We start from the raw sequence: 24,059 nt of genomic DNA, 5'->3' as shown, positions 1-24,059 counted from the left end.
GCCGCCCGACTCGCGGGGTGTCCGGGCACGGGGCGACGTCCCCCGGACAAGCGGAAGTCGGTGACCGGAGGAGTCCGTCCCTCCTCCCGGCCCGCCCGCTCGGGTCGCGGAGGCGGGCGGGCCGGGGCGTTTCGGTCATCACCCTCAACTGCCCTTGCGGTCCGCTACTTCCACGGTTTAAGAAAAGGTTCTTTGCTGCTTCGCACCGGTGTTGACACGGTCTGACACACGGCCTAGCTTCTCCCCACCAAGAGAGCGCTCTCTCGTCCAACCGACCGTGTGCCTCTGCGAATCGGCTTATCGCCTGCCCGAAAGAGAAACCAAAATGCCCCAGGACGTAGTCGCACGAGTCGTGGCCTCAGCGGCGGAACTCTTCCAGCGGCCGGTGAGCCCCGCCGACAGCTTCTTCGATCTGGGTGGTGACTCGCTGACCGCCATCGAACTCGCCCTGGCGATCGAGGCGTGGCACGGCTCGGAGGTCGATGTGTCCGATCTCGTCGGCGCCGACAGCCTGGCCGAGTTCGCCGGCAGGTTGACACCGAAGGCCCCCTGAGATGGACCGGCCCGGAGCGTGTCGCCGCGGCCCGACGGCCGGGGGCCGGACCAGGCCCGCGTGCCGAACCAGGACAGGAATGAGTTCGAGATGACGCCACGGCCCCGCCCCGCCACCCTGACCGAACTGCTGGAGGCACGTCGTGGCGCCCCCGGCCGTTACGTGGCGTACTCCCCGTCGGGGGCCCGGTCGCTCTCCTTCGCCGAGGTGGCCGAGGAATCGGCCGCACTCGCCTCGGGTCTGCGGGCGGTTGCGCCGCCACCCGGCTCCCCCGACGACATCGGGAACGTCGTCATCGCCCTGGCCGACCCGTTCGCCTTCATCACCACCTTCTTCGCCATCGCCGCAGCGGGTGGTGTCGCGGTTCCGGCGCCGGTGCGAGCCCTCGTCCATCCCGGCCACCGCAGTCGAATTCTCAACATCGTCAAGGCATCGCGGCCGAGCCTGGTGGTCACGGACGAGCCCCAGGTGAAGGGCCTCACCGACGCGCTCGACGGCAGCGACATACCCGTCATATCCCTGGACGAGCTGCCGCGTCACGGTTCGGGTGCACCGGGAGAACTCGCGCGCACCTCCCCCACCGCCTATGTCCAGTACACCTCCGGTTCCATGGCGGACCCCAAGCCCATCGCCCTCCGCCACGACCATGTCCTTGCCCAACTACGGCAGGCCGCGCACGCTTTCGGCGAGACCGCGGACAGCGTGTCGGTGAACTGGGTGCCGCTCTACCACGACATGGGCCTGGTCACGAGCGTGCTCCGACCGCTGTGGTCGGGCTACAGCTCGGTCATCCTCGATCCCTTCGACTTCGTCCGGAACCCGTCGCTGTGGCCCGAGGCCATGTCGGCCTGGCACGCGACGCACACCTCGGCACCCGACTTCGGCTACGCCCTGTGCGCCCAACGGACCGCGGATCCCGGACGCTACGACCTCGGGTCGCTGCGGGTCGCCAGGACCGCCGGCGAGGTCGTCCGTCCGGAAACCCTCTCGCTCTTCTCCGACGCCTTCGGGCCCGCGGGTTTCCGGCGTTCCGCCTTCAAGCCGTCCTACGGACTCGCCGAGGCCACCCTCACGGTCACCACCTGCCCGCTGGACGAGGCGCCCACCGTCCTCACCGTCTCCCGTTCCGGCCTTCGCGCGGGGTCGGTCGACAGGCCGAACGACGCAGGGGACACCATGGAGTTGGTCGCCTGCGGACCGCCGGTGCGGGACACCTCGGTGTGGATCGCGGCCCCGGACGGGACGCCGCTGGAAGGCGAGGGCCGGATCGGCGAGGTCTGGATCTCCGGCCCCCAGGTCGCCGAGGCGGATGACGCGGGCGCCGGTGGGGACCACCTCTCCGGGGCCCGGGGCCGGGGCACCGGCGACATCGGGTTCCTCTCCGGCGGCCAACTCGCCCTGCTGGGACGCAGTCGGGAACGTTTCCAGGTCAGGGGCGAGAACTACTACAGCGGCGAGATCGAGGCCGCCGTCAGCCAGTCCGACGAGCGGCTCCGCCTCGGCCGCACCGCGGTCTTCCTCTCGCACGGGACCGAGCCCGGCGGCTCGCTGCTCGTCGTGCTAGCAGAACTCCGGCAGGGCCACGAGAACGTGGACGCGGCGGGCCGTGCCGAACTCACCAGGAAGATCACCCGCCTGCTGAGCTCGGTCCACTCCCTGTCTCCCGGCCGCATCCTGCTGTTGCCCGCAGGCACCCTCCCGGTGACGACCAGCGGAAAGCTGCAGCGGGAAGCCTGCCGGACCTGGTTCGAGGACCAGGGCTCCGGTCCGCTTCCCGCTCCGTCCGAACACGATGAACGCCTGAAGGGAAGTTGAGTACGGCGTGGGGGAAGAATTGGTCAGCCAAGAGATGCGCAGGGAGATCGACGCGATCGTGAGCCGCCTGCCGGCCGACGTGTCCTGCGTGGCCACCGGATCGATCATCGAGGGTTTCGGGAACTCCAGCTCCGACATCGACCTCTATGTCATCCATGACGAGGGCACGCCAAAGCAAAGCATATCGATTGGCATACGCAAATCCCGCTATGTGGACTGCGAATATATGACCCGTGCGTCGGTCACCGATCTGCTCTCCCGCGTGGAGAACCTGTCCTGGGGCGCGATGCTCGATCAGCCGATCTTCGACATCAACCGGTACTACCGGATTTCGATCGGTATCCCGGTGGTCCTGTCGGACGGCCTGGAGAAGACCCTGCAGAGCTTCGACCGCGGCAGGGCCTGCACGGTCTTCGAGCGGTGGTCCCTGCTGCGCGCCTACGAGCACCTGGCCCGGGCGAGCACGGCTCTGGCGTTCGGCGCCGAGGACCAGGCCGACGTCCTGCTGCGGGAAGGCGTCCTGTGGCACGCGAACAGCAGGCTCGCCGCCGGCGGCGAAGGGTATCCGGCCATCAAGTGGACCGGGGAGAAGGCCGCACGTCTCCATGGGCGGGGAACCGCCGAGTTCGACGATCTCCTCGACGACAGCCTGCGCCCCGAGGGGGATCTCGACTCCCGTCTCGAACGGTTGCGCTCGCGCCTCCGGCTCCCCGACGAACCGGCCGCGCTGATCACGGCCCGGAGCTGCGGCCTGAGCGACGGCGTGGCGTTCCTGCCACCCGCCGGTCCCTCGGCGCCCGGACACCTGGCCCTCCGGGGCCGGGCCGTCGCGATCGTCAAGGGGGTGGTGGCAGCGGTCTGCGCCCGTCTCGCCGAGGGCGCCGACTGGGCCGAGGCGACCCGGGGAACGGCCGAGGCGGCCGGGGTGCCCCACCACGAACTGATGACGGCCGCATGGTTCCACACCGCCGGATTGCGCAGCTCCGGGCTGCTCCGGACCGACGAGACGGAGGAGCCCAAGTGACGCTCTCGGAAATCGACCCGATCGTTCCGTGGCTGCGCCGGACACGTCGGAGCAACGAGATCGTGTTCGACCTGGTCGCCTGGCAGTTCGACATCGACGGGGCCCTCGACGCCGAACAGCAGGAGCTGGTCTGGCGGGGCCGCGAGGGGCTGCTGCTGGCGGGCACGGAGCTGTACCTCCTCGCGTGCGGCCTCCCGCTTCAGCCACAGCGGGACCAGATCGAGCACACCTGCGCGATGTTGGACCTGCTCGCCCGCTGCAACCCCCCGCTGGCCTCCCGGGTCTGGGAGCTGCTGCGCACGGCGGCGCCGGCGTCGATCGAGGCGCTGCGCGAACAGGTGGACGTGGTCCGCGCGTTCCTGGAGAAGGAGTTGTCCGTGCCGGCGGCCGCGTCCTGCGGGGCCGCCATCGCGAGTTGGGCGGAGGGCATCAGGGTGCTGCGGGAGATGGCGGGAGCGATCGGACTGGCCCAGGACGACGGCTGGTACCTCCACGACACGGAACTCGACGAGCAGCGGGGCTGGTACGAGGAAGTTCTTGAGATCGCCGAGCTGTACTCCTGAAGCACCGCGTGAACAGAGGACCGGGAACCCTCGGGTTCTCAAACGGAAATGGCACCTGCACATGTCGTTAGGCGGAGGGCTGCGAAGCCGCCTTGCGGAGATCAATTAACGAGGGGATTGCAGCCATGAGTCAGGCGGATGCAATACCGATATCAGCTCTCTACGAAGACCCGATGCCCGCGTCCGGCGGTGACGCGATCGACAACCTCTTCACGGGGCGGGGACCCTGGACCGTCCCACTGACCAGTCTCTCGCTCGGGCGGTCCCCGCGCCTGGGCGGAACGGACGAGGAGCATATCGCGCGCCTCGCGGAGGCCGACGGCGAACTTCCGCCGATACTCGTCGACCGGCGGACGATGGAAGTGATCGACGGCACCCATCGACTCCTGGCGGCCGTGCTCAACGGGGAAGAGTCCATCAGCGTCGAGTTCTTCGACGGCACCGCCGAGAACGCCTTTCTGTGCGCCGTCGAGGCGAACACGAAGCATGGCCTCCCGCTGTCGCGTGCCGACCGGCGCGCCGCCGCGGCACGGATCATCGTGTCGCATCCCGAGATGTCCGACCGGGCGATAGCCGAGGTCGTCGGCATGGCGGCCAAGATCGTCGCGGAGCTGCGGCACATGACCCAGGACGTGTCGTCGCTGCCCACGACCCGGGTGGGGCGGGACGGCAGGGCCCGGCCGCTGAGCACGGTGGAGGGCCGGCTCAAGGCCGCCAGGATGCTGGAGGACCAACCGCAGTCGTCGCTGCGGGAGGTGGCGAAAAGCTCGGGGATATCGCCGAACACGGTGGCCGATGTGCGCCGCCGCCTGGCACGGGGCGAGGCTCCGGTGCCGGAGGCGCACGCGTCCGACGGGAGCCGCCGGCCGGACGGCCGCGTGTCGTCGACCCGTCGGCGTTCGGAGTCGCGTCCGCTGCTGGCCGCGGCGGATCCGGTCAGCATCGTCACCAAGCTCGCCCGCGATCCCTCCATGCGCCACAAGCAGGCCGGACGCCAGCTGCTGCGTCTGTTGCAGGCGAACGCGTCGAGCCTGCCGGAATCGGCCTCTCTCGCCTCGGCGGTTCCTTCGCACAGTGTGCCCCTCCTGGCCCAACTCGCCCGGGCCTACGCGAAGCTGTGGGACGAATTCGCCCAGGAGTTGGAGGGGCCGCCCGTCTCGTGCCCGAGAACGGAGTGAGGAAGGTAGGGACGGCCGACGTCCCGCATCGGCCGGTGGAATTCCGGACCAACTCCGGCATGGCGCGGGGAACAGGAGCGAATCCGATGACCGAACGGTCCGGCAGCCCTTATCCGAGGGGGATTTCGAAGGGAATCTCGGAAAGGACTTCGGAGGGGGCTTCGGAAATCGATGCCCCTTTCCGTCAACCGGATGCCGGTTTCCTGGTCCGTGGCGGATACGTCCTCACCTCGTCCGAACCCGAGATGATCCCGGACGGCGCCGTGCGCGTGGTGGGCGACACGATCACGGACGTCGGGACGTTCGCCGATCTCTCCGGCAGGTTTCCCGGCTGCGCCGTGCTCGGCGGGCCCGCCGATATCGTCACCCCCGGATTCGTCAACACGCACGGGCACTTCTCCGAGGCCCTGGTGACGGGAATCGCGGAGGAGTACGCGCTCGGTGACTGGCTGCGTACCCTGATCGACGCCGTCGCTCCCCGTCTCGACCGGGAAAGCGCCTATATCGGCACACTGCTCGGCGGTGTTCAGATGCTCAGGACCGGGATCACGCTGACGAACGACATGTTCGTCTGCGACCCGAGGGCAACTCCCGTCACACCGGGGGTCGTCCAGGGTCTGGAGGAGCTGGGGCTGAGGGGCGTCGTCTCCTACGGCGCGAGTGATCGACGGTCGGGGACCGCCGTTGAGGATGTCCTCGCCGAGCATGCCGCGCTGCGTGAGGCCGCGGCCGGCAGTTCGCTGTGCCGGTTCCGCGTCGGTATCGCGACGGTGGCCGCGCAGGCGCCGTCCCTGTTCGCGCGGTCGGTCGATCTCGCGTCATCGCACGGGGACGGGGTCCACATCCACCTGCACGAGTCGCGGGAGGAGATCGAACACATCCGGGAGTCCCGGCAGATGAGCCCGATCGCGTACTGCGCGCGGCACGGGCTGTTCGAAGCGCCGACACTGGCCGCGCACTGCGTCTGGCTCTCGGACGACGACATCCGTCTCCTGGCGTCGCACGGCGTCGGCGTGGCGTACAACCCGGTGTCGAACATGATCCTCGCGTCCGGGGTGTGTCCGGTCCCACGGCTGCGCGGCAGTGGGATCAAGGTCGGGCTCGGCGTCGACGGCCCGGCCAGCAACGACCGCCAGGACATGCTGGAAGCGATCAAGACCGGCGTTCTGCTGCAGCGACTGGATCAGCTCGATCCGGCCGCGTTGACCGCGCGCGCGGCTCTCCGCATGGCGACCGTCGAGGGCGCCGCCGCGCTGCGTCTCGACCCCCTGGTCGGCTCGCTCGAACCCGGAAAGGCCGCCGACCTGGTCGTCTTCGACGGCGACTCGCCGGCCCTCGCCAATGTCCACGACCCGTTCCAGGCGATCGTCTACTGCGCGGGCCCCCGCGAGGTGAAGGACGTCTGGGTGGGTGGACGGCGGCGGGTCGGCGACGGGGAGCTGCTGGGCGTCGACGTGCCCGCCCTGGTCGGCGAATCGCGCGAGCTGGCCCGCTGCCTGGCTCGGGAAGCCGGCCTGGGGGAACTGTCGTTGCTCGCGGCACCGGACTGAGAAGCCGGGGTCGACGTGCGGGCCGTGACCCTGGGGTCCGCGGCCCGCATGTCGACTCCGGGAGGTGCGTTCTCCAGCCCCCGCTACGAACCGTGCGCGGCAACGGCCCCGCGCACCGCGGCGATGGCCCGGTCCACGGCGGCCGCGTCGGTGCCCGCTCCCTGCGCCACGCTGTCCTTGCCGCCTCCGCGCCCCCCGAGGACCGCCATCCCGGTACGGATCAGCTCGCCGGCCTTCAACCCGCCGGCCTGAGCCTTCTCGTTCACCGCGACCACACACAGCGGGCGGTCGTCCTTGACGGAGAACAGGGCGACCACGGCCTCCGGGGACGGGAGCCGCCCGCACACATCCCGTGCCAGCCGTCGCAGATCGTCCATCGCGATGCCGTCGCCCACCTTCGCGGCGACCAGTGCGACGCCGCCCACCTGCTCGGCGGAGCCCGCCAGCGACGGGCTCGACTGCATGAGGTTGTCCAGCCGGAAGCGGTCGATCTCCTTTTCCGCGTCCCGGATCCGGGTGATCATGCCGGCGATCTTCTCCGGCAGTTCCTCCGGCTTGCCCTTGACCAGGTCGGTCAACTGCCTCACCAGCGTGTGCTCGCGGGCCAGGAAGCGGTACGCGTCCACGCCGACCAGTGCCTCGACCCGCCGCACGCCGGCGCCGATGGACGATTCGCTCATCAGCTTCACCAGGCCGAGCTGTGCGGTGTTGCGGACGTGCGTGCCGCCGCACAGCTCCTTGGAGTAGTCGCCGATGGTGACGACGCGCACCTGGTCGCCGTACTTCTCGCCGAACATCGCGACGGCGCCCTGCTTGCGGGCCTCGTCCATGGTCATCACCGCGGCGGTCACCTCCAGCTCGCGGGACAGCACCTCGTTGATCTCCTGCTCGACGTCCGCCAGCACGGAGTGGGGCACCGCGGACGGTGAGGCGAAGTCGAAGCGGAACCGCCCGGGGGAGTTCTCCGAGCCGGCCTGCGCGGCCGACGGGCCGAGCGCGACGCGCAGGGCCTGGTGCGTCAGATGGGTCGCCGAATGCGCGCGGGACACGGCACGGCGGCGTTCGACGTCGACCGTGGCGAGCGCCGTCGAGCCGAGAGTGACCTCGCCGACCAGCACCGTCCCCGAGTGCACCAGGACGCCGGGAACCGGCTGTTGCACGTCGTGAACGGTGACGGTCGCGCCCGCCTGGGTCCGGATGCGGCCGTGGTCGGCCAACTGGCCGCCGCCCTCGGCGTAGAAGGGCGTCCGGCTCAGGACGATCTCGACGTCGTCGCCCTCGGACGCCGCGGGCGAGGGAACGCCGCCGACCAGCAGGCCGACGACGGATGCCTCGTCCTCCATCAACTCGTATCCGGTGAACTCGACGGCGCCGGCGCGGTCCGCGACCTCCCGGTAGGCGGAGAGGTCGGCGTGGCCGGACTTCTTGGCCCGGGCGTCGGCCTTGGCCCGGTCCCGCTGCTGCTTCATGAGCTGCCGGAAACCCGCCTCGTCGACCCGCAGGCCCTGCTCGGCCGCCATTTCCAGGGTCAGGTCGATGGGGAAGCCGTAGGTGTCGTGCAGCATGAAGGCCTGGCTGCCGCCCAGGACGGAGGAACCGCCGCGACGGGTCTCGGCAACCGCCTCGTCCAGCATCGCGGTGCCGGTTCTCAGGGTCCGCAGAAAAGCTTCCTCTTCCGCCAGAATCACGATTTCGATACGCGCGCGGTCTTCGAGGAGTTCGGGGTACTGCTCACCCATGACGTCGAGGACGGTGTCGATCAGCGATTTGGCCACCGGCCCGGTGGAGCCGAGCAGTCGCATATTGCGGATGGCGCGGCGCAGAATGCGGCGCAGCACATAGCCGCGGCCCTCGTTGCCGGGCGTGACTCCGTCGCCGACGAGCATGACGGACGCCCGCATATGGTCCGAAACGATACGGAGCGAGACATCCGATTTCGGATCGGTGCCGTAGGCGACTCCGGTCAGCTCGGTCGCCCTGTCGATGACGGCACGCGAGGTGTCGATCTCGAAGATGTTGTTGACGCCCTGCAGGATCATCGCCAGCCGCTCAAGGCCGAGACCGGTGTCGATGTTCTTCGCGGGCAACTCCCCGAGGATCTCGAAGTCCTCCTTTCCGGTCCCCTCGCCTCGTTCGTACTGCATGAACACGAGGTTCCACAGTTCGATGTAGCGCTCCTCGTTGACGGCCGGGCCGCCTTCGGGGCCGTACTCGGGGCCGCGGTCGTAGCAGATCTCGGAGGCGGGCCCACACGGTCCCGGCACGTCCATGGACCAGAAGTTCGGTCCCATGCCGAGGCGTTGGATGCGCTCCGGCCGGACCCCGACGACATCGCGCCAGATCGCCTCGGCCTCGGAGTCCTCGTGGAAGACGGTCACCCACAACCGCTCGGGATCCATGCCGTAGCCGCCCGCGTCCTGCGGGGCGGTCAGCAACTCCCAGGCGCTGGTGATCGCTTCCTTCTTGAAGTAGTCCCCGAACGAGAAATTGCCGCACATCTGGAAGAACGTGGCATGGCGCGTGGTCTTTCCGACCTCGTCGATATCCGGGGTGCGCACGCATTTCTGGATGCTGGTGGCCCGCCGGAAGGACGGCTGTTCCTGGCCGAGGAAGTACGGCTTGAAAGGCACCATGCCCGCGGGCACCAGCAGCAGGGTCGGATCGTCCGCGATCAGCGATGCCGAAGGCACGACCGTATGCCCGCGCTCCTCGAAAAACCCGAGCCAGCGTTTGCGGATCTCCGCCGACCTCATCAGCATTCGTCCTTCCATGTCGCCGAACGATCCCTGGAGTTCGCCCGGCTTCCTCGTGGCTTTCCGTCGTGTGTGACACGTCCTCATGTGCCGTTGTGCAGTCTAGCCGCGGAGCCTCGTGCGGGGTCTTGCGAACGGGGTCGGCCCTCCGGTCGGCGCGAGGCGGTGCGACGGAGACGGCGAACCGCGGCTGAAGTACTAGCGGCCGTCCCCTTCGTGGAGGACCGGCTGGCGTTGCCAGTCCGCCTCGTCCGCCTCGTCCGCCGGGGCGGTGGCATGGACGACATAGCGGTGGGGCGCGATGGCCGACCGGTACTCCGGCAGCGCCGCCATGCAGGCCGTGTGGAGGTCGGCCGGCGAAACGGCTTCCGTCTTCGGCGTCAGGCGGGCGACAAGGGAGTCGGTGCCATCCTGCGAGGTCTCCAGGAAGACGCCGACGGCGGACCAGTCCCCGATGCCCTGCAGCAGCGCCCGGACGTCCCGCAGCCGTATCCAGGAGGAGTCCACCAGCTGCCAGTCCGTCCCGCGCGGCCGCCAGGACGCGGTGGTCGGCACCTGGACGGGTCGACCGGACGGCAGCTCGTTCCCCGCCTCGTCCACGAGCAGTCGCTCCAGGTCGCCGAGGAGCAACTCACCGGTCCTGGGCGGCAGATAGAAGGTGTCGTGCATGACGTAGAGCGACAGGCAGCCGCTCCAGTCCTCGACGAACACATAGAACGTGGAGTCCCCCTCGTCGTTGGCGTCCTTCCAGCGCATGCTGCCGAGCTCCAGCTGCCCCGGTCCGTTGCCGGCCTGGCCGGGACCGGGGGTGCGCAGGTCGTTGAGCCACAGCGCCATGTCGATGGGCAGGCCACGGGTGTGGGAGACCTCGGCCAACAGGGCGTCACGGCTGCGCGGGTCGTACGCGCCGTGTCGGTACGCCTCAAGGTTGGCCGCCATCGCCGCCCTGACCAGGTCGGGCAGCGGCCGCTCGCCGACCGGCAGGGTGATCAGGCTCAGTTGCGAGAGCGTGCTGACCGAGTTCCGCGCCCCGGCCCGGTTGGCGGACACCACGCCGAGCGGGCACGACTCCACCCCGGCGTTCCTGGCCAGCACCGCCGAGGTGGCGGCGAACAGGACGGTGGAGCTGCTGACCCGGTAGCGCGCGGCGAGCGCGGACAGCGCGGCGTCCATCGCCGGGGACTCGAACGAGCCGTACCAGAAGCGCTTGCCCTCGTGCGGGGGCAGCGGGGCGTTCGGGAAGAGCGTGCGGGGCATCCTGGTCAGCTGCTGCCGCCAGTGGGCCAGGGAGCGCTGGTTGACGAGGTCACCGGCGGGGGAGTTCTCGAAGGCCGCCCGGTCCAGGGGCTGTTGGGTCGACTCGGCTCCGGCGTCCGGGCGGGCGAGCACCGGCCGCAGGGCCCTGGCTCCCCACAGGTCGGCCACCGCGTGCGAGCAGGCGAAGACCACGGCCAGCGCCGTGTCGCCCTCGGTGACGACGGCGAACCGCACCGGCCAGCCCTCGACCAGGTCGAAGCGGGTCTCCCGGAGCCGGGACCGTTCGCGGCGTGCGATGACGGCCGCTTCCTCGCCCTCGGCGGGCACGATCTCGACCTCGACGGATCCGTCGCCGTCGAGGAGTTGCACGCGCTCCTCCCCGAGCTGCGGGAACCGCGTGCGCAACGTTTCGTACCGGGTCAGCAGCCCCTTGATGACCGCCAGCGCGGCGGCCGTCCCGGTGCCCGGTTCGCAGGGTTCCCAGGCGCTGACGTTGCTGGTGTGGGCGTCCTCCCCCAGCAGGTCGAGGAGGCTCATGATGGCGTGCTGCCCCCAGGTCAGCGGCCCCGTGCCGCTACGGAGGTCGGACACCGCGACGGTCACGGTCGGATAGTCGGTGGGATACGTCATGAGGGACCTTCCGTAGCGTAGGCGGACTCCTGGAGGCGGTACAGCTCCGCGTACAGGCCGTCGGCGCCGACCAGCGAGGTGTGGTCGCCCGACTCGACGATCTCCCCGTCGCGCAGCACCAGGATCAGGTCGGCCATCCGCACCGTGGTGAAGCGATGGGTGACGACCAGGGTCACCGCCCCGGTCGCGGCACCCAGGTCGCGGGCGATCCGGGCGTGGCGGGTGAAGACGGCGTGCTCCGTGGGCGGGTCGAGCGAGGCGGTGGGCTCGTCGAGCAGGAGCAGCAGGGGGTGGTGGCGCATCGCCGCGCGGGCGAGCGCCACCCGCTGCCACTGGCCCTCGGACAGTTCGGTCGCGCCCGGCCCGAGCGGGGAGTCCAGGCCCAGGGGCAGGGTCCGCACCAGCGAGCCGCCCTCGGCCTCGTCCAGGGACGCCGTGATCAGGTCGCGGTCGCCCATCCGGTCGGGGTCGCCGATTCCGACGGCCTCACCCAGCGTCAGCTCGTAGCGCCCGAAGTCCTGGAAGGCGCCGGAGCAGGCCGCCCGCCACTCGGTCGCGCTCATCGCCGACATCGGCACGCCGTCGACGGTGATCTCCCCCGAGTCCGGTGGGTAGAGCCCGCACAGGAGCTTGACCAGGGTGGTCTTGCCGGAGCCGTGTTCACCGACCAGGGCCACCATCGCCCCCGCCGGCAGGTCCACGGTGATGTCGCGCAGGACGTCGCGGGTGGTGCCCGGATAGGCGAAGCCGACCCGGTCCAGGCGTAGGCCCCGGTCCAGCCGCGGCGGCACCGGGACCGGATCGGCCGGCCCCCGGCCGCGCGTCCGCGCGTAGTCGCGCAGCCACAGGTACGCCTCCACGGCGACCAGCCCCGCCATGATCCTGCTCATGCTGTAGGCGAGCCGTTCGAACTGCACCCGCAGCGTGCCGGCGAGGGTGACCAGCAGCACCACGTCGCCCACCGAGCCCCTGCCCCGGGACACCTGCCAGGTCACGACGCCGAGGGCGCCGGCGAAGCCGAGGGTGAAGACGGTCCAGCCGATGCCGCCCAGCAGGGCGGCCTTCCAGCGCGCCCCGGCGCCGATCCGGGACGAGCGCTGCCATGCCCGGTCGGCGAGACCGGCGATCCAGTCGCCCGACCCGAAGACCCGCAGTTCCTTGCCGGGGCCGGAGCCGACGGTCAGGTCGAACAGCTCCCGCTCCACCCGGTCGTCGCCGGAGGCGGTGCCCGCGGCCTGCCGTACGGTGCGCTGGCCGGCCCGGTTGAGCAGCAGCGCCGGGACCGCGAGCAGGACGAGCAGGAGCAGCGCGGGCTGGACGGTGGCCAGCAGTCCCAGGGTGACAAGGACCCTGGCGGTGCTGGACAGCGCGTCGAGCACGCCCCAGCTGCTCTCCGCCATCAACTGCCCCCGGCCCCGCAGCCGGTTGATCCGGTCCAGGTATGCGGGGCGTTCCAGGTGTTCGATGGTCTCCAGGCCGCTGACGAACCGCTGTACCTCGCTGTCGACCTCCAGCATGCCGACCCGGTCGGCGAGGTCGAGCCGCAGTTCCTGCTGGACCCGGCTGATCACCAGGATCGCCGCGAAGGAGACGCCGGCCGCGACGGCGGGGGGTGTGACGTTCTGCTCGGCATCGCCCAGTGCCCGGTCGACCAGCTCACGCAGGCTCAGCCCGCTCACCGTCAGGGCGGCGGCGTCGGCGACCATCAGCAACAGGACGCCGGCGGTCGTCCACCGGTCGAGGCGCCAGGAGCGGAGCAGGAGCGCGAGCCACACCCGGGGGGTTCCGCCGCGCCGGCGTTGTCGCGGTGTCATGGGCGGCCGCCTTTCCGGAGAGCGGGCTCGCCACCGTCGGTGAACCGCTCGGCCTGCAACTGGAACAGTTCGTGGTACCGGCCCCGCCGGGCCATGAGTTCGGTGTGGCTGCCGTTCTCCACGATCCGCCCGCCCTCCAGCAGGACGATGCGGTCGGCGCTGCGGACCGTGGACAGCCGGTGCGAGACGATCACGACCGACATGCCCTCGGTGACCTTGAGCAGACTGTGGAACAGGTCCCACTCCGTGCGGACGTCGAGATGGGCGGTCGGCTCGTCGAGGACCAGCACCCGGGCGCCCGCGTGCATCGCGCACAGGGCGCGGGCGAGCGCGACCCGCTGCCACTGGCCTCCGGAGAGGTCGACGCCACCGGGCAACGAGGCCGAGACCCGGGTGTCCCAGCCGTCCGGCAGCCGGGCGGCGATATCGTCCAGGCCCATGTCGGCCGCCGCCCGGCGCCAGACCGCGTCCAGCGCGGCGCCGGTCACGCCCTGCCGGGAGGCTCCGATCGCGATGTTGTCCTTCAACGACATGCCGTAGTGGATGAAGTCCTGGAACACCACGGCCACATCGCGGTACCAGTCGTCGTCCGGCCCCTGGCCCCGCCGGGCGCCGTCGACGCGGATGGTCCCCGAGGTGGGCTCGTAGAGCCCGGCCAGGAGTTTGATCAGGGTGCTCTTCCCCGCTCCGTTGAGGCCGACGATCGCCACAGTCTCGCCGGGTGCCAGGCGCAGGTCGAGTCCCCGCAGCACCTCCCGGGTGTGGCCCGGGTAGGTGAACCGCACGTCCCCGAACCGGATCTCCGGCGGCTCGGCCCGCGCCCCGGCCGTGCCGGGCGCCGCCTTCGGGGAGGTCACGGCGGGCCGCACCGAGGCGCGCACCCGGGCGAGGGCGGCGGCGGGAACCTTTCCGCCCTCGATGTCGAGGATCTCGGGGCCACTCGCACCGATGTTGAACAGCAGCCAGGCGGCGACCACGGCCGCGCTCAGCGCCGCCGCGTCCATCTGCCCCGACTGCGCCTCGCCGGCCAGGGAGTCGAGCGTCCAAACCATCGTGAGCGAGACCGCGGCGAACGGGAACCACTGCTTGCGCAGCAGCGAGAACTTCGCCTTCCGGTAGGGGCCCAGATGCTCTCCGACCGACTCGCGGTACCGGCCGATCATCCACGGCGCGAACCCGTGGAGCCGGACCTCCTTGGCGCTGGGGGCGTCGGTCGTCACACCGGTGAGGTAGGCGGCCCGGCGCAGATGGCGCGCGCCCCCGGCCCAGACCTGGACCATCCGGTACCACTGACGGGACATCAGCGTGTTCTGCGCGGCCAGGACGGCGAGCAGGCACACGGCGATCGGCAGGCTGTGGCGACCGACCACCCCGGCGGCGCACAGCGCGCCCACCCACTTGGTCACCCAGAGCAGTTGCGCGCACGCCGCCGCGCCCGGGGTGCGCTCGGTCCAGTTGGCGGGTTCGGCGGCGGCCAGCTGGAGATCGTCGCGGACCGCCGGGTCCTCCAGCCGGGACAGTCCGGCGGCCAGCGCGACCCGGCCGACCTCCCGGCGATGGCGACCGTCGATCTCCCTTCGCACCGCGAACTGAGCGGGCTCGATGAGGAGTTGTGACAGTTGCGCGATCAGCAGGCAGCCCGCCAGCGCGCCGACCGGCACCAGCAGCGCCCATCCGCTCCGGTCCTCGGCGGCGGAGATGTCCGAGACGACCAGCATGGTGGCCAGGCTCGCGCCGACCGGTGCGGTCGAGCGAACGAGCATCACCGCCGTGAGCAGGAACAACCGCGGTCGGGAGACCTGCGCCAACGGACGGAGCAACCGCCAGTTGCCCATCCCTGTGAGCATCACGTGGGACCTCTCAGTCGGTATCCGGGAGAGAGCGCTTCGCCGGAATCCCCAGACCCTGCCGCCTCGCCTCTCGGGACGTCAATCAATGTCGACACGGGACAACCGGCGCGCGCGTCCACCGGCTGCCGCCGCCGGCGGTTGGACCCGGCGGGCCCGGGAACGGACTGGTCGGACAAGACCGTTGGCGGTGTTCACAATGGGGAATGCTTGCGTCCGGGCCCGGCGGAGTGCGAGGAGGGAGCGGCGGCATGGTGGGGGCGCTCACCGCCGGGCGCGGTCCGATCGGGTACCGGAACGGCTCGGACGAGGCCGACCAGCCGGAGTTATTCGCGTCCGCGACCGAACCGGGCCACCCCGTGGCGGCGTCGGGCCGGCACGGCGACCGACCACGGGACCGGGCTCAACGGGAGAGCGCGGCGAGGCTCAGCAGCAGATGGGCGGAGTCCGGGTGATGGAAGTCGGAGTGCGCCCCGGCGGGCAGCAGCCGGCTCACCCGGCCGCCCCGGAAACGTCCGCTGGCGTCGACATTGACGATCCGGTGGTCGAGCAGCCGGCGCGGGTACGGGTCCCCCGGGGGCCTGAGCCGGGTGGTGAACTGCGGGACGGGGGCCGCACCGACGCCGGAGTGCCCGATGCCGGCGGCGCCCTCGGCCCGCAGATGCCAGAAGCCGGTGGCCCGGTCCCAGCGGGAGTAGGTGAGGACCAGCGGGCCGCGCAGCGGGGCCGTCAACCGCCCGTCGCCGGCGAAGAGCGCGGGGAAGCGGGTGGTGAAGCTGTTTCTGGGGGCGGCCATCTGGAAGATCAGCGAGCTGTCCACGGTGAACGGGCGCCGGGGGTCGACCGGGTTGCTCCAGCCGAGCACCCGTGGCGCCCGCCCCGGATCGGCCGCCCACTGGGCCGCCTCGCACAGGAACCGGCCGCCGAAGGAGTGGCCGACGAGATGGAGATACTGCCCGGCACGGTTGGTGAGCACCGCCGGATCGTCGGGGCTCACCCGGTGGGCGTCCAGATACCCCAGCAGATAGCCGAGCACATGCGCGGCCTGGCCGACCCCGGGCGCGCTCATCGCATGGGCCCGGTCGCGGACCCGGCGGTAGCCGGCGGGCGTCGGCGCGCTGGACGACGGCCAGCAGACGACGACGCACCAGGGGCGGTAGCCGCCCGCGAGCCCCGGATAGTCGCCGGGCGCGGCGGCGGCCAACTCCCGTGCGGAGTCGAGCAGTCGGCCGGCGCTGCGCAGGGCGGCGCGGGGCGGGGTCTGCCAGCCGTGGACATAGACATAGAGGTCGGTGGCGCGCTCCGGCACCCGGAGCGTGCGGTCGAGATGTTCGGCGATCCGGTCCCGCGGCACGGGCGCCGAGGCGCCGGCCGGGCGCAGCCGCCCCCGCTCGTCGAGATGGACCACGGTGGGCGTCAACCGGTGGTCTCCAGCCTGCTGTCGATACCGCAGTAGACGGAGTACGTCAGGGCCAGCGGGTTGTGGTGGTCGTCGACAAACCGGCGGACCAGCCTCATGGCGATCTCGCCGGCGGTGTCCGAGCCGCACAGATAGTGCTCCAGAAAGGCCAACGCGTACTCGGAGGCGAAGAGTTGGGGTATCTCGATCTGCGGCCCGAGGACCCCGTCGGCGCCGAGTTTGACCAGCGCGCCGCCGAGGTGTTTCAGCCCTGGCTCGGGCGAGGTCTGGCCGGTGTGGCAGGCGTTGAGCAACACGAAGGGGCGGAAGTGCGCGTCGGTCGAGCCATGGTGAAGGCTGCGTTTGCGCTCCACCAGATCGGCGTCGATGGGCAGGCCGTCGGAGAGCCGGACGGCCAGGTGCGGATGGGGGGAGCCGTTGTCGACGAAGGCGCCGTGGCACCAGAAGTACATGACGTCCTCGTCGAGGACGGGCTCGGACAGGGCCTCCAGCAGGGGCTCGGAGCGGGTGCGCACGGTGAGTCGGGTCCGTTTGTTGAGCAGCTTGTAGACGTCGCGGGCCCGGCCGACCCCGTCCAGCGTGGAGTCCGTGTTGAGGCTGGTGACGGGGACCGCGCGGATGTTGGCGTCCACCTGGGCCGGCGCGTAGGCGGAGGCGCCGGTCTGCTCGATCTGGTGCCGGTAGCCGAGGAAGCCGTGCCGGGGATCCTGCCCGTCGGGCAGCCGCACGGCCAGCATCGGCCACGGCAGATGGAGGTCCGAGTCGAAGGAGACGCGCATCCGTTCCTCGCCGGCCAGCAGGTCGAGCAGGAACGCGCGGAACCCGCTGATCTGCCGGTCGGTGCCGGCGAGCAGCTTCTCCTCCAGGAAGTAGTGGCCCTCCTCGACCAGGTTCCCGGTGAGCCGGCAGGCGCTGTCGACGTGGGCGGAGAGGTCGACGGCCTCGCTGAACGGATAGCCGCCCAGGGGCATGCCGTCGGCGTCCAGCGGCTGGTGGCGGACCAGTTGGTCGCGCCAGATGGAGCGCAGCCGCGCCGCCGACCGCAGGATCTCGCCGGCCGTCACGGTGAGATACGCGTTGGGGGTGCCGTTCCTCGGGGTGCGCTGCCCGTGTGCGAAGGCCGCGATATGCAGCCGGTCGGGGCTGTGTTGGCGGAGCATCACCACCAGGTCCAGCGGCTCCCGCATCCGCAGGCGCCCCTCCGGGTCACTCGCGCGCGGCGGAAGCAGCGAGAAGTCGGACGACGGATTGTGGACGATGTCCACGGTCAGCTCTCTTGACACCTAATCAGTTCCTCCCCGCGCCCGGCCGGTCGGCGGCCGGGGACGCGGCGTCGGCCGCTACGTCGATGCTGGTCTCCAGGTCCTGGAGGACGACGCCGAACTCCCGGTCGTACACGGTGAACCGCAGCCGGTGGGTCCCTGGTTCCCGGGCGGTGAAGGTGAAGACCGCCGGCTTCTCGCCGGCCGTGTACTCGGCGACCTGTGGTTCGACGGAGGCCGCCGAGCGGGAAGCGGCCACCACCAGCAGCAGTGGGAGCGGCGCCTCGCCGTCCGCCGGCGGGCCGGCGCGTTCCAGGCCCAGCTCGATGGTGACGGACTCCCCCGGGCACACCTCGTCGGCGAGCAGCGTCAGCCGGGGTGTCCAGGACGGGCGCGACGCCAGCAGCCGCCGGCGGGCGTCCCGCACCCGGGGATGGCCGGGGCCGAACGCCCGCTCCCAGTCGGCGAGCAGCCGCGCCGCGGCCCGGGCGGCGCTGCGCGGCTCGCGGGCGGCGCGGGCCAGCACGGCGCCGGTGCGGCTCTCCAGGGTGCGCAGGCTGTGGGCGCCCAGCAGTTGGCCGCGCCCGTCGGCGACGGCGGCGAGCAGCGTCTCGGCGCGCTCCGGGTCGCCGGCCGCGCCATGGGCCTCGGCCAGCGCGTCGATCGCGGTGGGGTGGGTGCGGTCCTGGAAGGGCCGCAGATAGCAGTCGATGGTCGGCAGCGCGGCCCGGCCCCCGCGGTGGACGGCGGCGACCTCGTCGGCGGTGTCGGGGAGGCCGAGGCCGACGATGCGGGCGCGGTCGGCGACGACGGCCTCGAAGAGCGCGATCGCCCGTCGTGGCTCGCCGGCGCGCAGCCAGGCGTAGGCCAGGCGTTCGCGGCTGGCCAGGGTCTCGGGGTGGTCGGCGCCCAACGCCCGTTCGTGGTCGGCGACCAGCGTCGCGCAGCGGTCCACCGCCTCCCGGGCGCGGCCCAGCGCGATGACGGCCAGCGCTCCGGCGCTGCGGGTGTCCAGGGTGTCCTCGTGGTCGGGGCCCTGGACGCGTTCGCGGTCGGTGGCCAACTCCTCGTAGAGCGCCACGGCCCGCGCGTGGTCGCCGGCGGCGCGGCAGGCCTGCGCCAGGTTGTCCCGGCCGACCAGGGTGGCCGGATGGTCCCGGCCCTGGACGCGTTCGCGGTCGGCGACCAGCCGCTCCATCTCGGCCACCGCCACCGCGTGCTCACCGTTCACCTGCCGGGTGAAGGCGAGCAGGTTGCGGCAGGCGAGGGTGTCGACATGGTCGGCGCCCTGCACCCGGGTGGTATCGGCCAGCAGCGCCTCGAAGAGGGCCAGGGCGCCGGCGAGGTCGCCGGTCTCGCGCGTTTCGAAGGCCACCCAGTTGCGGGCGCCGAACGTGTCGGGGTGCTCCGGGCCGAGCAGCCGCTCGGTGTCCTCGGCCAGCTCCTCGCGCAGGGCGAGGGCCCGGTGGTGGTCGCGGGCGTCCCCGTGGGCGTAGGCGAGGCTGCGCCGGTAGTCCAGCGTGGTGGGGTGGTCGGGGCCGAGGGTCAGGGTCAGGTCGGCGACCAGCCGCTCGTAGAGCGCCAGGGCCCGCGGATGGTCGCCGGCCTCCCGGCAGGCCAGCGCCAGGTTCGCGCGGCTCACCAGGGTCGCCGTGTGCCCGGGGCCCTGGAGGCGTTCGCGGTCGGCGACCAGCCGCTCCATCTCGGCCACCGCCACCGCGTACTGGCCGGCCAACTGCCGGGTGTAGGCGAGGGCGTTACGGCACAGCAGGGTGTCGTCGTGGTCCGCGCCGTAGACCCGCGTCAGATCGGCCAGCAGCTCCTCGTACCCCTCGATCGCCCGCCGGTAGTCGCCCGCCTCCCGGGTGCTGTTGGCCAGGAACCGGCGGATGACCAGCACCCGGGGGTGGTCGGGGCCCTGGACGACGAGGTGGTCGGCGAGCAGCGCCTCGTAGCTGGCGACGGCGCGCGGGTGGTCGCCCCACTCCTGGTACGCGTAGGCCACGTTGGCGCGGCTGATCAGCGTCGCGGCGTGGTGCGGGCCCTGGATCCTGACCCGGTCGGCCACCAACGCGTCGAACGCCGCGACGGCCTCGCGGTGTCGGTCGGCGCGCAGCAGCACCCCGGCGAGCAGGTCCCGGCAGTCCAGGGTCTCGTGGTGTTCGGGCCCCTGCACCCGGCGGCGATCCTCCAGCAGCGCCTGGTAGAGCCGGATGGCGCGGTTGAGTTGACGGGCGTCGCGGCAGGCCACCGCCAGGCCGTCGCGGTAGCCGAGGGTGCGGGGGTGGTCGGGGCCGAGGGCGCGTTCGGCGTCGGCGACCAGCCGTTCGTAGCCGGCCACCGCCCGTGGGTGGTCGTCCGCGCTGTTGTGGGCGTTGGCCAGATTGGCCCGGCTGACCAGGGTCAGCACATGGTCGGCGCCCAGCAGCCGGGTGCGGTCGGCGACCAGCTGCTCCATCTCGGCGACGGCCGCCGCGTGCTCACCGGCCAACTGCCGGGCGTAGGCGAGGGCGTTACGGCACAGCAGGGTGTCCCCGTGGTCCGCGCCGTAGACCCGCATGAGATCGGCCAGCAGCGCCTCGTACCCCTCGATCGCCGGCCGGTACCGGCCGGCGCTGCGGAAGCTGTTGGCGACGGAGAGCCGGGCGTCCAGCACATCGGCGTGGTCCGGGCCCTGGACCTCGACGCGCCGCGTCACCACGGCGGCGAACAGCTCGGCGGCGTGCGGGAAGTCGCCCGCCGCGTACCAGGCGTTGGCCAGGATCTCCTGGGCGCGCAGCACCTCGGGATGGTCACGGCCCTGGAGCCGGAGGCGGTCGGCCAGCAGCTCCTCGTACAGCGTGATGGCCCGCCGGTGCTCCCCCGCCTGCCGGTAGGCGAAGGCCCGGGTGGAGCGGGTGTTCAACGTCTCGGCGTGCTCCGGGCCCTGCACCCGGAGGCGGTCGGCCAGCAGCTCCTCGTACAGCGTGATGGCCCGCCGGTGCTGCCCCGCGCCGTCACAGGCCAGGGCCAGCCACCAGCGTTCGTTGAGCGTCTCGTCGTGGTCCCGGCCCTGGAGCCGGATCCGGTCGGCCAGCAGCTCCTCGAACTGCCGTACCGCGTCGGCGTGGTCGCGGGCGGCGTGGCGGGCGCGGGCCAGATCGTGGCGCGCGGTCAGGGTGTCGGGGTGTTCCGGGCCGCGCGCCCGTTCGCGGTCGGCCAGCAGCGCCGTGTACTCGGCGATGGCCGCCGTGTCCTGGAACGCCAGCCGTCGGGTGGCGGCCAGGGACCGGCGGCTGCCGAGCGTATGGGGGTGGTCGGGGCCCAGGACGCGGGCGGAGTCGGCCACCACCCGCCGGTACCAGCTGATGGCCAGGGCGTGGTGGCCGGCGGAACGGTAGGCGTTGGCGATGCTGTCCCTGGTGTCCAGGGTGGCCCAGTGGTCGGTGCCCTGGACGCGGGTGCGTTGGGAGAGCAGCGCCTGGAAGAGCCGGATGGCCCGGGGGTGGTCGCCGGCGTCCAGCAGGGCCTGCGCCAGATCGTCCCTGGCGTCCAGGGTGGCCGGATGGTCGCGGCCCTGGACGCGGGCCCGGTCGGCCACGGCCCGCTCGAAGAGTTCGACCGCGCGGGTGTGGTGGCCGGCGGCGCGGTAGGCGCTCGCCAGGTTCTCCCGCTCGTCGAGCGTGGCGGGGTGGTCGGCGCCCTGCACCCGGACGCGGTCGGCGACCAGCTGCTCCATCTCCCGGATGGCGCGCCGGGGTTCGCCGGCGCCCTGACGGGCGTAGGCCAGATCCGTTCTGCTGCTCAGCGTCTCGGGATGGTCGGCGCCCTGGACCCGGGTCCGGTAGCCGACGATGGCGGCGAAGGCGGTGACGGCCGCGCGGTGGTCGCCGGCGACGCGTTGGGCGTGGGCCAGCCAGCCACGGCTGGTCAGGGTGTCCGGGTGGTCGGGGCCCAGCACCCGGGCGCGGTCGGCGACGGCCTCCCGGTACAGGGCGATGGAGCGGGCGTAGTCCCCGGCGTAACGGCAGGCGTAGGCCAGGCTGTTGCGGCTGGCGAGGGTCGCCTCGTCGTCCGCGCCGAACAGTGCGGTGCGCTCGGCGACCACCGCCTCGAAGTCCGCCACCGCCTGCCGGTGTTCGCCGGCCAGCTGCCGGGCGTAGGCAAGGCCGTCGCGGCTGTCCAGGGTGTCGCGGTGGTCGGCGCCGAGGACGCGGGTGCGGTCGTCGACCAGGCCGGCGAACTCCTCGGCTGCGCGCCGGTAGTCCTCGGCCTTGCGCAGCGCGAAGGCGAGGGTGTGGCGGCTGGTGAGGGTCGCCGGATGGTCGGCGCCCAACAGCCGGGCGCGGGCGGCCACCAGCTCCCGGCAGAGCGCCACCGCGCGCTGCGGGTCGCCGTCGGTGGCCTGGACCTCGGCGAGGGTGTGACGGCTCTCCAGGGTCTCGGGATGGTCGCCGCCGAGCAGCGCCGCACGGCCGTCGGCGACGGCTTCGAGCAGGGTGACGGCGAGCGTCTTCTGGTCCCTGGCCGTCAACTCGTCGGCGGCGCGCTGGTAGAGCCGGACGGTCGGCTCGCTGGGGCGGACGTCGGCGGGGCGGGTGGCGGCCAGCGCCTGGATATGCGGCAGCAGCGCCTGCCAGCGCTCCTGCGCCGTCCGGTCGGCGCGCGGCCCCTCGGGCAGCGCGCCGGCCAGCGCCCGCTCGGCCAGGGCGCGCCCGCCGGCGGCCTCGGCGGTGGCGGCCCGCAGCACGGTCTGCACCAGTCGGTGCACCGTGACGGTCCGCTCGGTGAGGGTGATCATGCTGTAGTCGGCGAGGACGCCGAGCGCCCGTTCGACGGCGGCCCGTGGCGCCGACTCGGCAAGGAGGTCCCTGGGCACCGCCTCGGGCGCGTACCAGGCCAAGGCGTGCAGCAGGGCGACGGCGATCGGGTCGGCGCGGTCGACGGCGCGGAGCGTGGTGCGCCAGATCCTGGCGATGGTGCGGGTGGCCTCGGCGCGTCCGGCGCCGGTGTCGAGCACCGCCTCGGGGATCTCGGCGAGCAGCGCGCGGTAGGCGGCGAACGAGCTGCCCGTCTGGTGCAGATAGGCGCCGGCCTGGGCGAGGGCCAGCGGCAGATGGCCCAACTCGGCGGCCAGCGCGGCCGCTTCGCGCAGCTCGTCGGCGGTGGCCGCGCGGTCGGGCAGCGCCAGCTGGCCGAGCAGGTCGACGGCCGGCGAGGGGGAGAGGACATCGAGCCGCAGCGGCACCGCGTCGCGGTGCCAGCCGTCCGCGCGGCGGCTGGTGACGAGTTGGTGCCCGCGGCCACGGAGCCGGCCGAGGTAGGGGTTGAGATCGGCCGGGTCCTCCGCGTTGTCGAAGACCAGCAGCCAGTCGCGGTGGGACCGTAACCAGGCCAGCGCCCATTCCGTCCGCAGCTTGGGCAGCGCGGTGAGGGCCCAGCCGGGGTGCAGCGAGGCGGCCAGATCGGCGAGGGCCGCGTCCACCTGCTCCCGGCTCTCGGCGACGATCCACCAGACCAGGGTGTAGTCCGCGCGGTGGGTGCGCGCGTAGTGCAGGGCCAGGGTGGTCTTGCCGACGCCGCCGAGGCCGTGCAGGGCGTGGGCCTGGGCGATGACGCCCTCGCCCCGGGTGAGCGCGGCGCGCACCCGCCGCAGGTCGTCGATCCGGCCGACGACATGGTCGGCGGCCTCGGGCGGCAGGTTGTCGAGCCCGGCGGGGGCGTGAATGGCGGCGGCCGCGCGGATGGCGGCGGGGGGCAGTTGGACCCGCTGTTCGCGGTGCGGGTTTCCGCTGGTGTCGGCGTCGGCTCTGGTGGGGCGGACATCGCCGAACTCGTGGTCCGCCGGCTGGGCCTCGTCGCGTTGGCGTAACCGCTCGACCGTGATCAATGGCCCACGCCCCCTACCGCGTCCTCGCACCGAACCCGAAACCAGGACCCCAACCGCCTTGTGGCACAGGATAGTCGGCCGGCCACTGCCGGTACAAGGCGCACGGCCCCGCTCTCGCCCGGCGGGCCGGCACGGCACGGGCCGACACCGCGCGGGCGTCGGGCGTCGGGCGTCGGGCGTCGGGCGCAACGATTTCTGCGGGCGGTGCGGGCGGCACCCCGGCGCTCCGGTTCGGTGACGGATACGGGCCCGGATATCGCGCCGGTAATTTCGGCGGATACACAGAACACGTTTTCCGGCGGCGCGGCCCGCCGCTCCGAATCGCCAGGCGGAGAAACGGCGTCGGGGAATCCGGGGCGATATCGAACGCATTCGAAATCCGAAAATGTTACGGCCGAAAGTGGCTGTGCGATCGGGTGAGGGCGGCTTTACCGTCGGCGTAACCCTCAGGTCGCCGTGAGTTCATCTCACGGACGCCCCCCAGACACTGAGCGGAAAGGACATGTCATGACACAGCCAGTCTT

General features: G+C 72.1%; 13 protein-coding genes. 6 read left to right on the top strand and 7 right to left on the bottom strand.

Translation table 11 applies throughout. The annotated features are described in order from the left end of the window. Nucleotides 1–325 precede the first annotated feature (325 nt). From AOM46_RS04070 to AOM46_RS04045, 6 genes are all read left to right on the top strand, one after another. The gene (locus AOM46_RS04070) at nt 326–553 is read left to right on the top strand and encodes an acyl carrier protein (protein ID WP_078856440.1); all 228 of its coding nucleotides are present in this window, start codon (nt 326–328) and stop codon (nt 551–553) included. 90 nt (nt 554–643) lie between these two features. Next, on the top strand, nt 644–2,368 hold the full coding sequence (locus AOM46_RS04065; RefSeq protein ID WP_158920233.1) for an AMP-binding protein: 1,725 nt from the start codon (nt 644–646) through the stop codon (nt 2,366–2,368). A 34-nt stretch (nt 2,369–2,402) separates the two neighbouring features. After that, nucleotides 2,403–3,392, top strand: a complete 990-nt coding sequence (locus AOM46_RS33830) for a hypothetical protein (protein WP_062205629.1) — start codon at nt 2,403–2,405, stop codon at nt 3,390–3,392. Next, complete coding sequence (locus tag AOM46_RS04055; RefSeq protein ID WP_062205626.1) at nt 3,389–3,955, top strand: hypothetical protein; 567 nt, start codon at nt 3,389–3,391, stop codon at nt 3,953–3,955. Before AOM46_RS33830 ends, AOM46_RS04055 begins: the two co-directional genes overlap by 4 nt. Before the next feature lie 173 nt (nt 3,956–4,128). After that, complete coding sequence (locus AOM46_RS04050) at nt 4,129–5,133, top strand: ParB/RepB/Spo0J family partition protein (RefSeq protein ID WP_067225875.1); 1,005 nt, start codon at nt 4,129–4,131, stop codon at nt 5,131–5,133. Nucleotides 5,134–5,378: 245 nt separating this feature from the next. Further along, complete coding sequence (locus tag AOM46_RS04045) at nt 5,379–6,683, top strand: amidohydrolase family protein (RefSeq protein ID WP_062205623.1); 1,305 nt, start codon at nt 5,379–5,381, stop codon at nt 6,681–6,683. Between the two features lie 83 nt (nt 6,684–6,766). Here the strand turns inward: AOM46_RS04045 and alaS are convergent, their stop codons facing one another. The 7 genes from alaS to fxsT all read right to left on the bottom strand — a co-directional run bounded on the left by alaS (nt 6,767) and on the right by fxsT (nt 23,535). Next, a complete protein-coding gene (gene alaS, locus AOM46_RS04040; RefSeq protein ID WP_062206414.1) occupies nt 6,767–9,436 on the bottom strand; it encodes an alanine--tRNA ligase in 2,670 nt (889 codons plus the stop codon). Nucleotides 9,437–9,634: 198 nt separating this feature from the next. Continuing rightward, a complete protein-coding gene (locus AOM46_RS04035; RefSeq protein ID WP_062205620.1) occupies nt 9,635–11,323 on the bottom strand; it encodes a condensation domain-containing protein in 1,689 nt (562 codons plus the stop codon). Continuing rightward, nucleotides 11,320–13,137: an ABC transporter ATP-binding protein gene (locus tag AOM46_RS04030; protein ID WP_067225873.1), complete on the bottom strand. Its 1,818-nt coding sequence runs from the start codon at nt 13,135–13,137 to the stop codon at nt 11,320–11,322. Before AOM46_RS04030 ends, AOM46_RS04035 begins: the two co-directional genes overlap by 4 nt. Further along, nucleotides 13,134–14,984: an ABC transporter ATP-binding protein gene (locus AOM46_RS04025; RefSeq protein ID WP_078856438.1), complete on the bottom strand. Its 1,851-nt coding sequence runs from the start codon at nt 14,982–14,984 to the stop codon at nt 13,134–13,136. The genes AOM46_RS04030 and AOM46_RS04025 overlap by 4 nt, the downstream gene beginning before the upstream one ends. 403 nt (nt 14,985–15,387) lie before the next feature. After that, nucleotides 15,388–16,404: a hypothetical protein gene (locus AOM46_RS04020; RefSeq protein ID WP_062205611.1), complete on the bottom strand. Its 1,017-nt coding sequence runs from the start codon at nt 16,402–16,404 to the stop codon at nt 15,388–15,390. Beyond that, nucleotides 16,401–17,687 carry a hypothetical protein gene (locus AOM46_RS04015; RefSeq protein ID WP_062205608.1) on the bottom strand — a complete coding sequence of 429 codons (1,287 nt, stop codon included), beginning with the start codon at nt 17,685–17,687 and terminating at the stop codon, nt 16,401–16,403. The genes AOM46_RS04020 and AOM46_RS04015 overlap by 4 nt, the downstream gene beginning before the upstream one ends. Nucleotides 17,688–17,691: 4 nt before the next feature. Further along, entirely contained in the window at nt 17,692–23,535 is a 5,844-nt protein-coding gene (gene fxsT, locus AOM46_RS04010) for an FxSxx-COOH system tetratricopeptide repeat protein (protein WP_062205604.1), read from the bottom strand. Nucleotides 23,536–24,059 lie beyond the last annotated feature (524 nt).

Origin of the sequence: Streptomyces sp. NBRC 109706, assembly GCF_000974485.1 — a bacterium.
In the GTDB taxonomy this organism is placed as follows: domain Bacteria; phylum Actinomycetota; class Actinomycetes; order Streptomycetales; family Streptomycetaceae; genus Streptomyces.
Note: the sequence above shows the minus strand (reverse complement) of the source record. Positions and strands in the feature narration are given on the sequence as shown.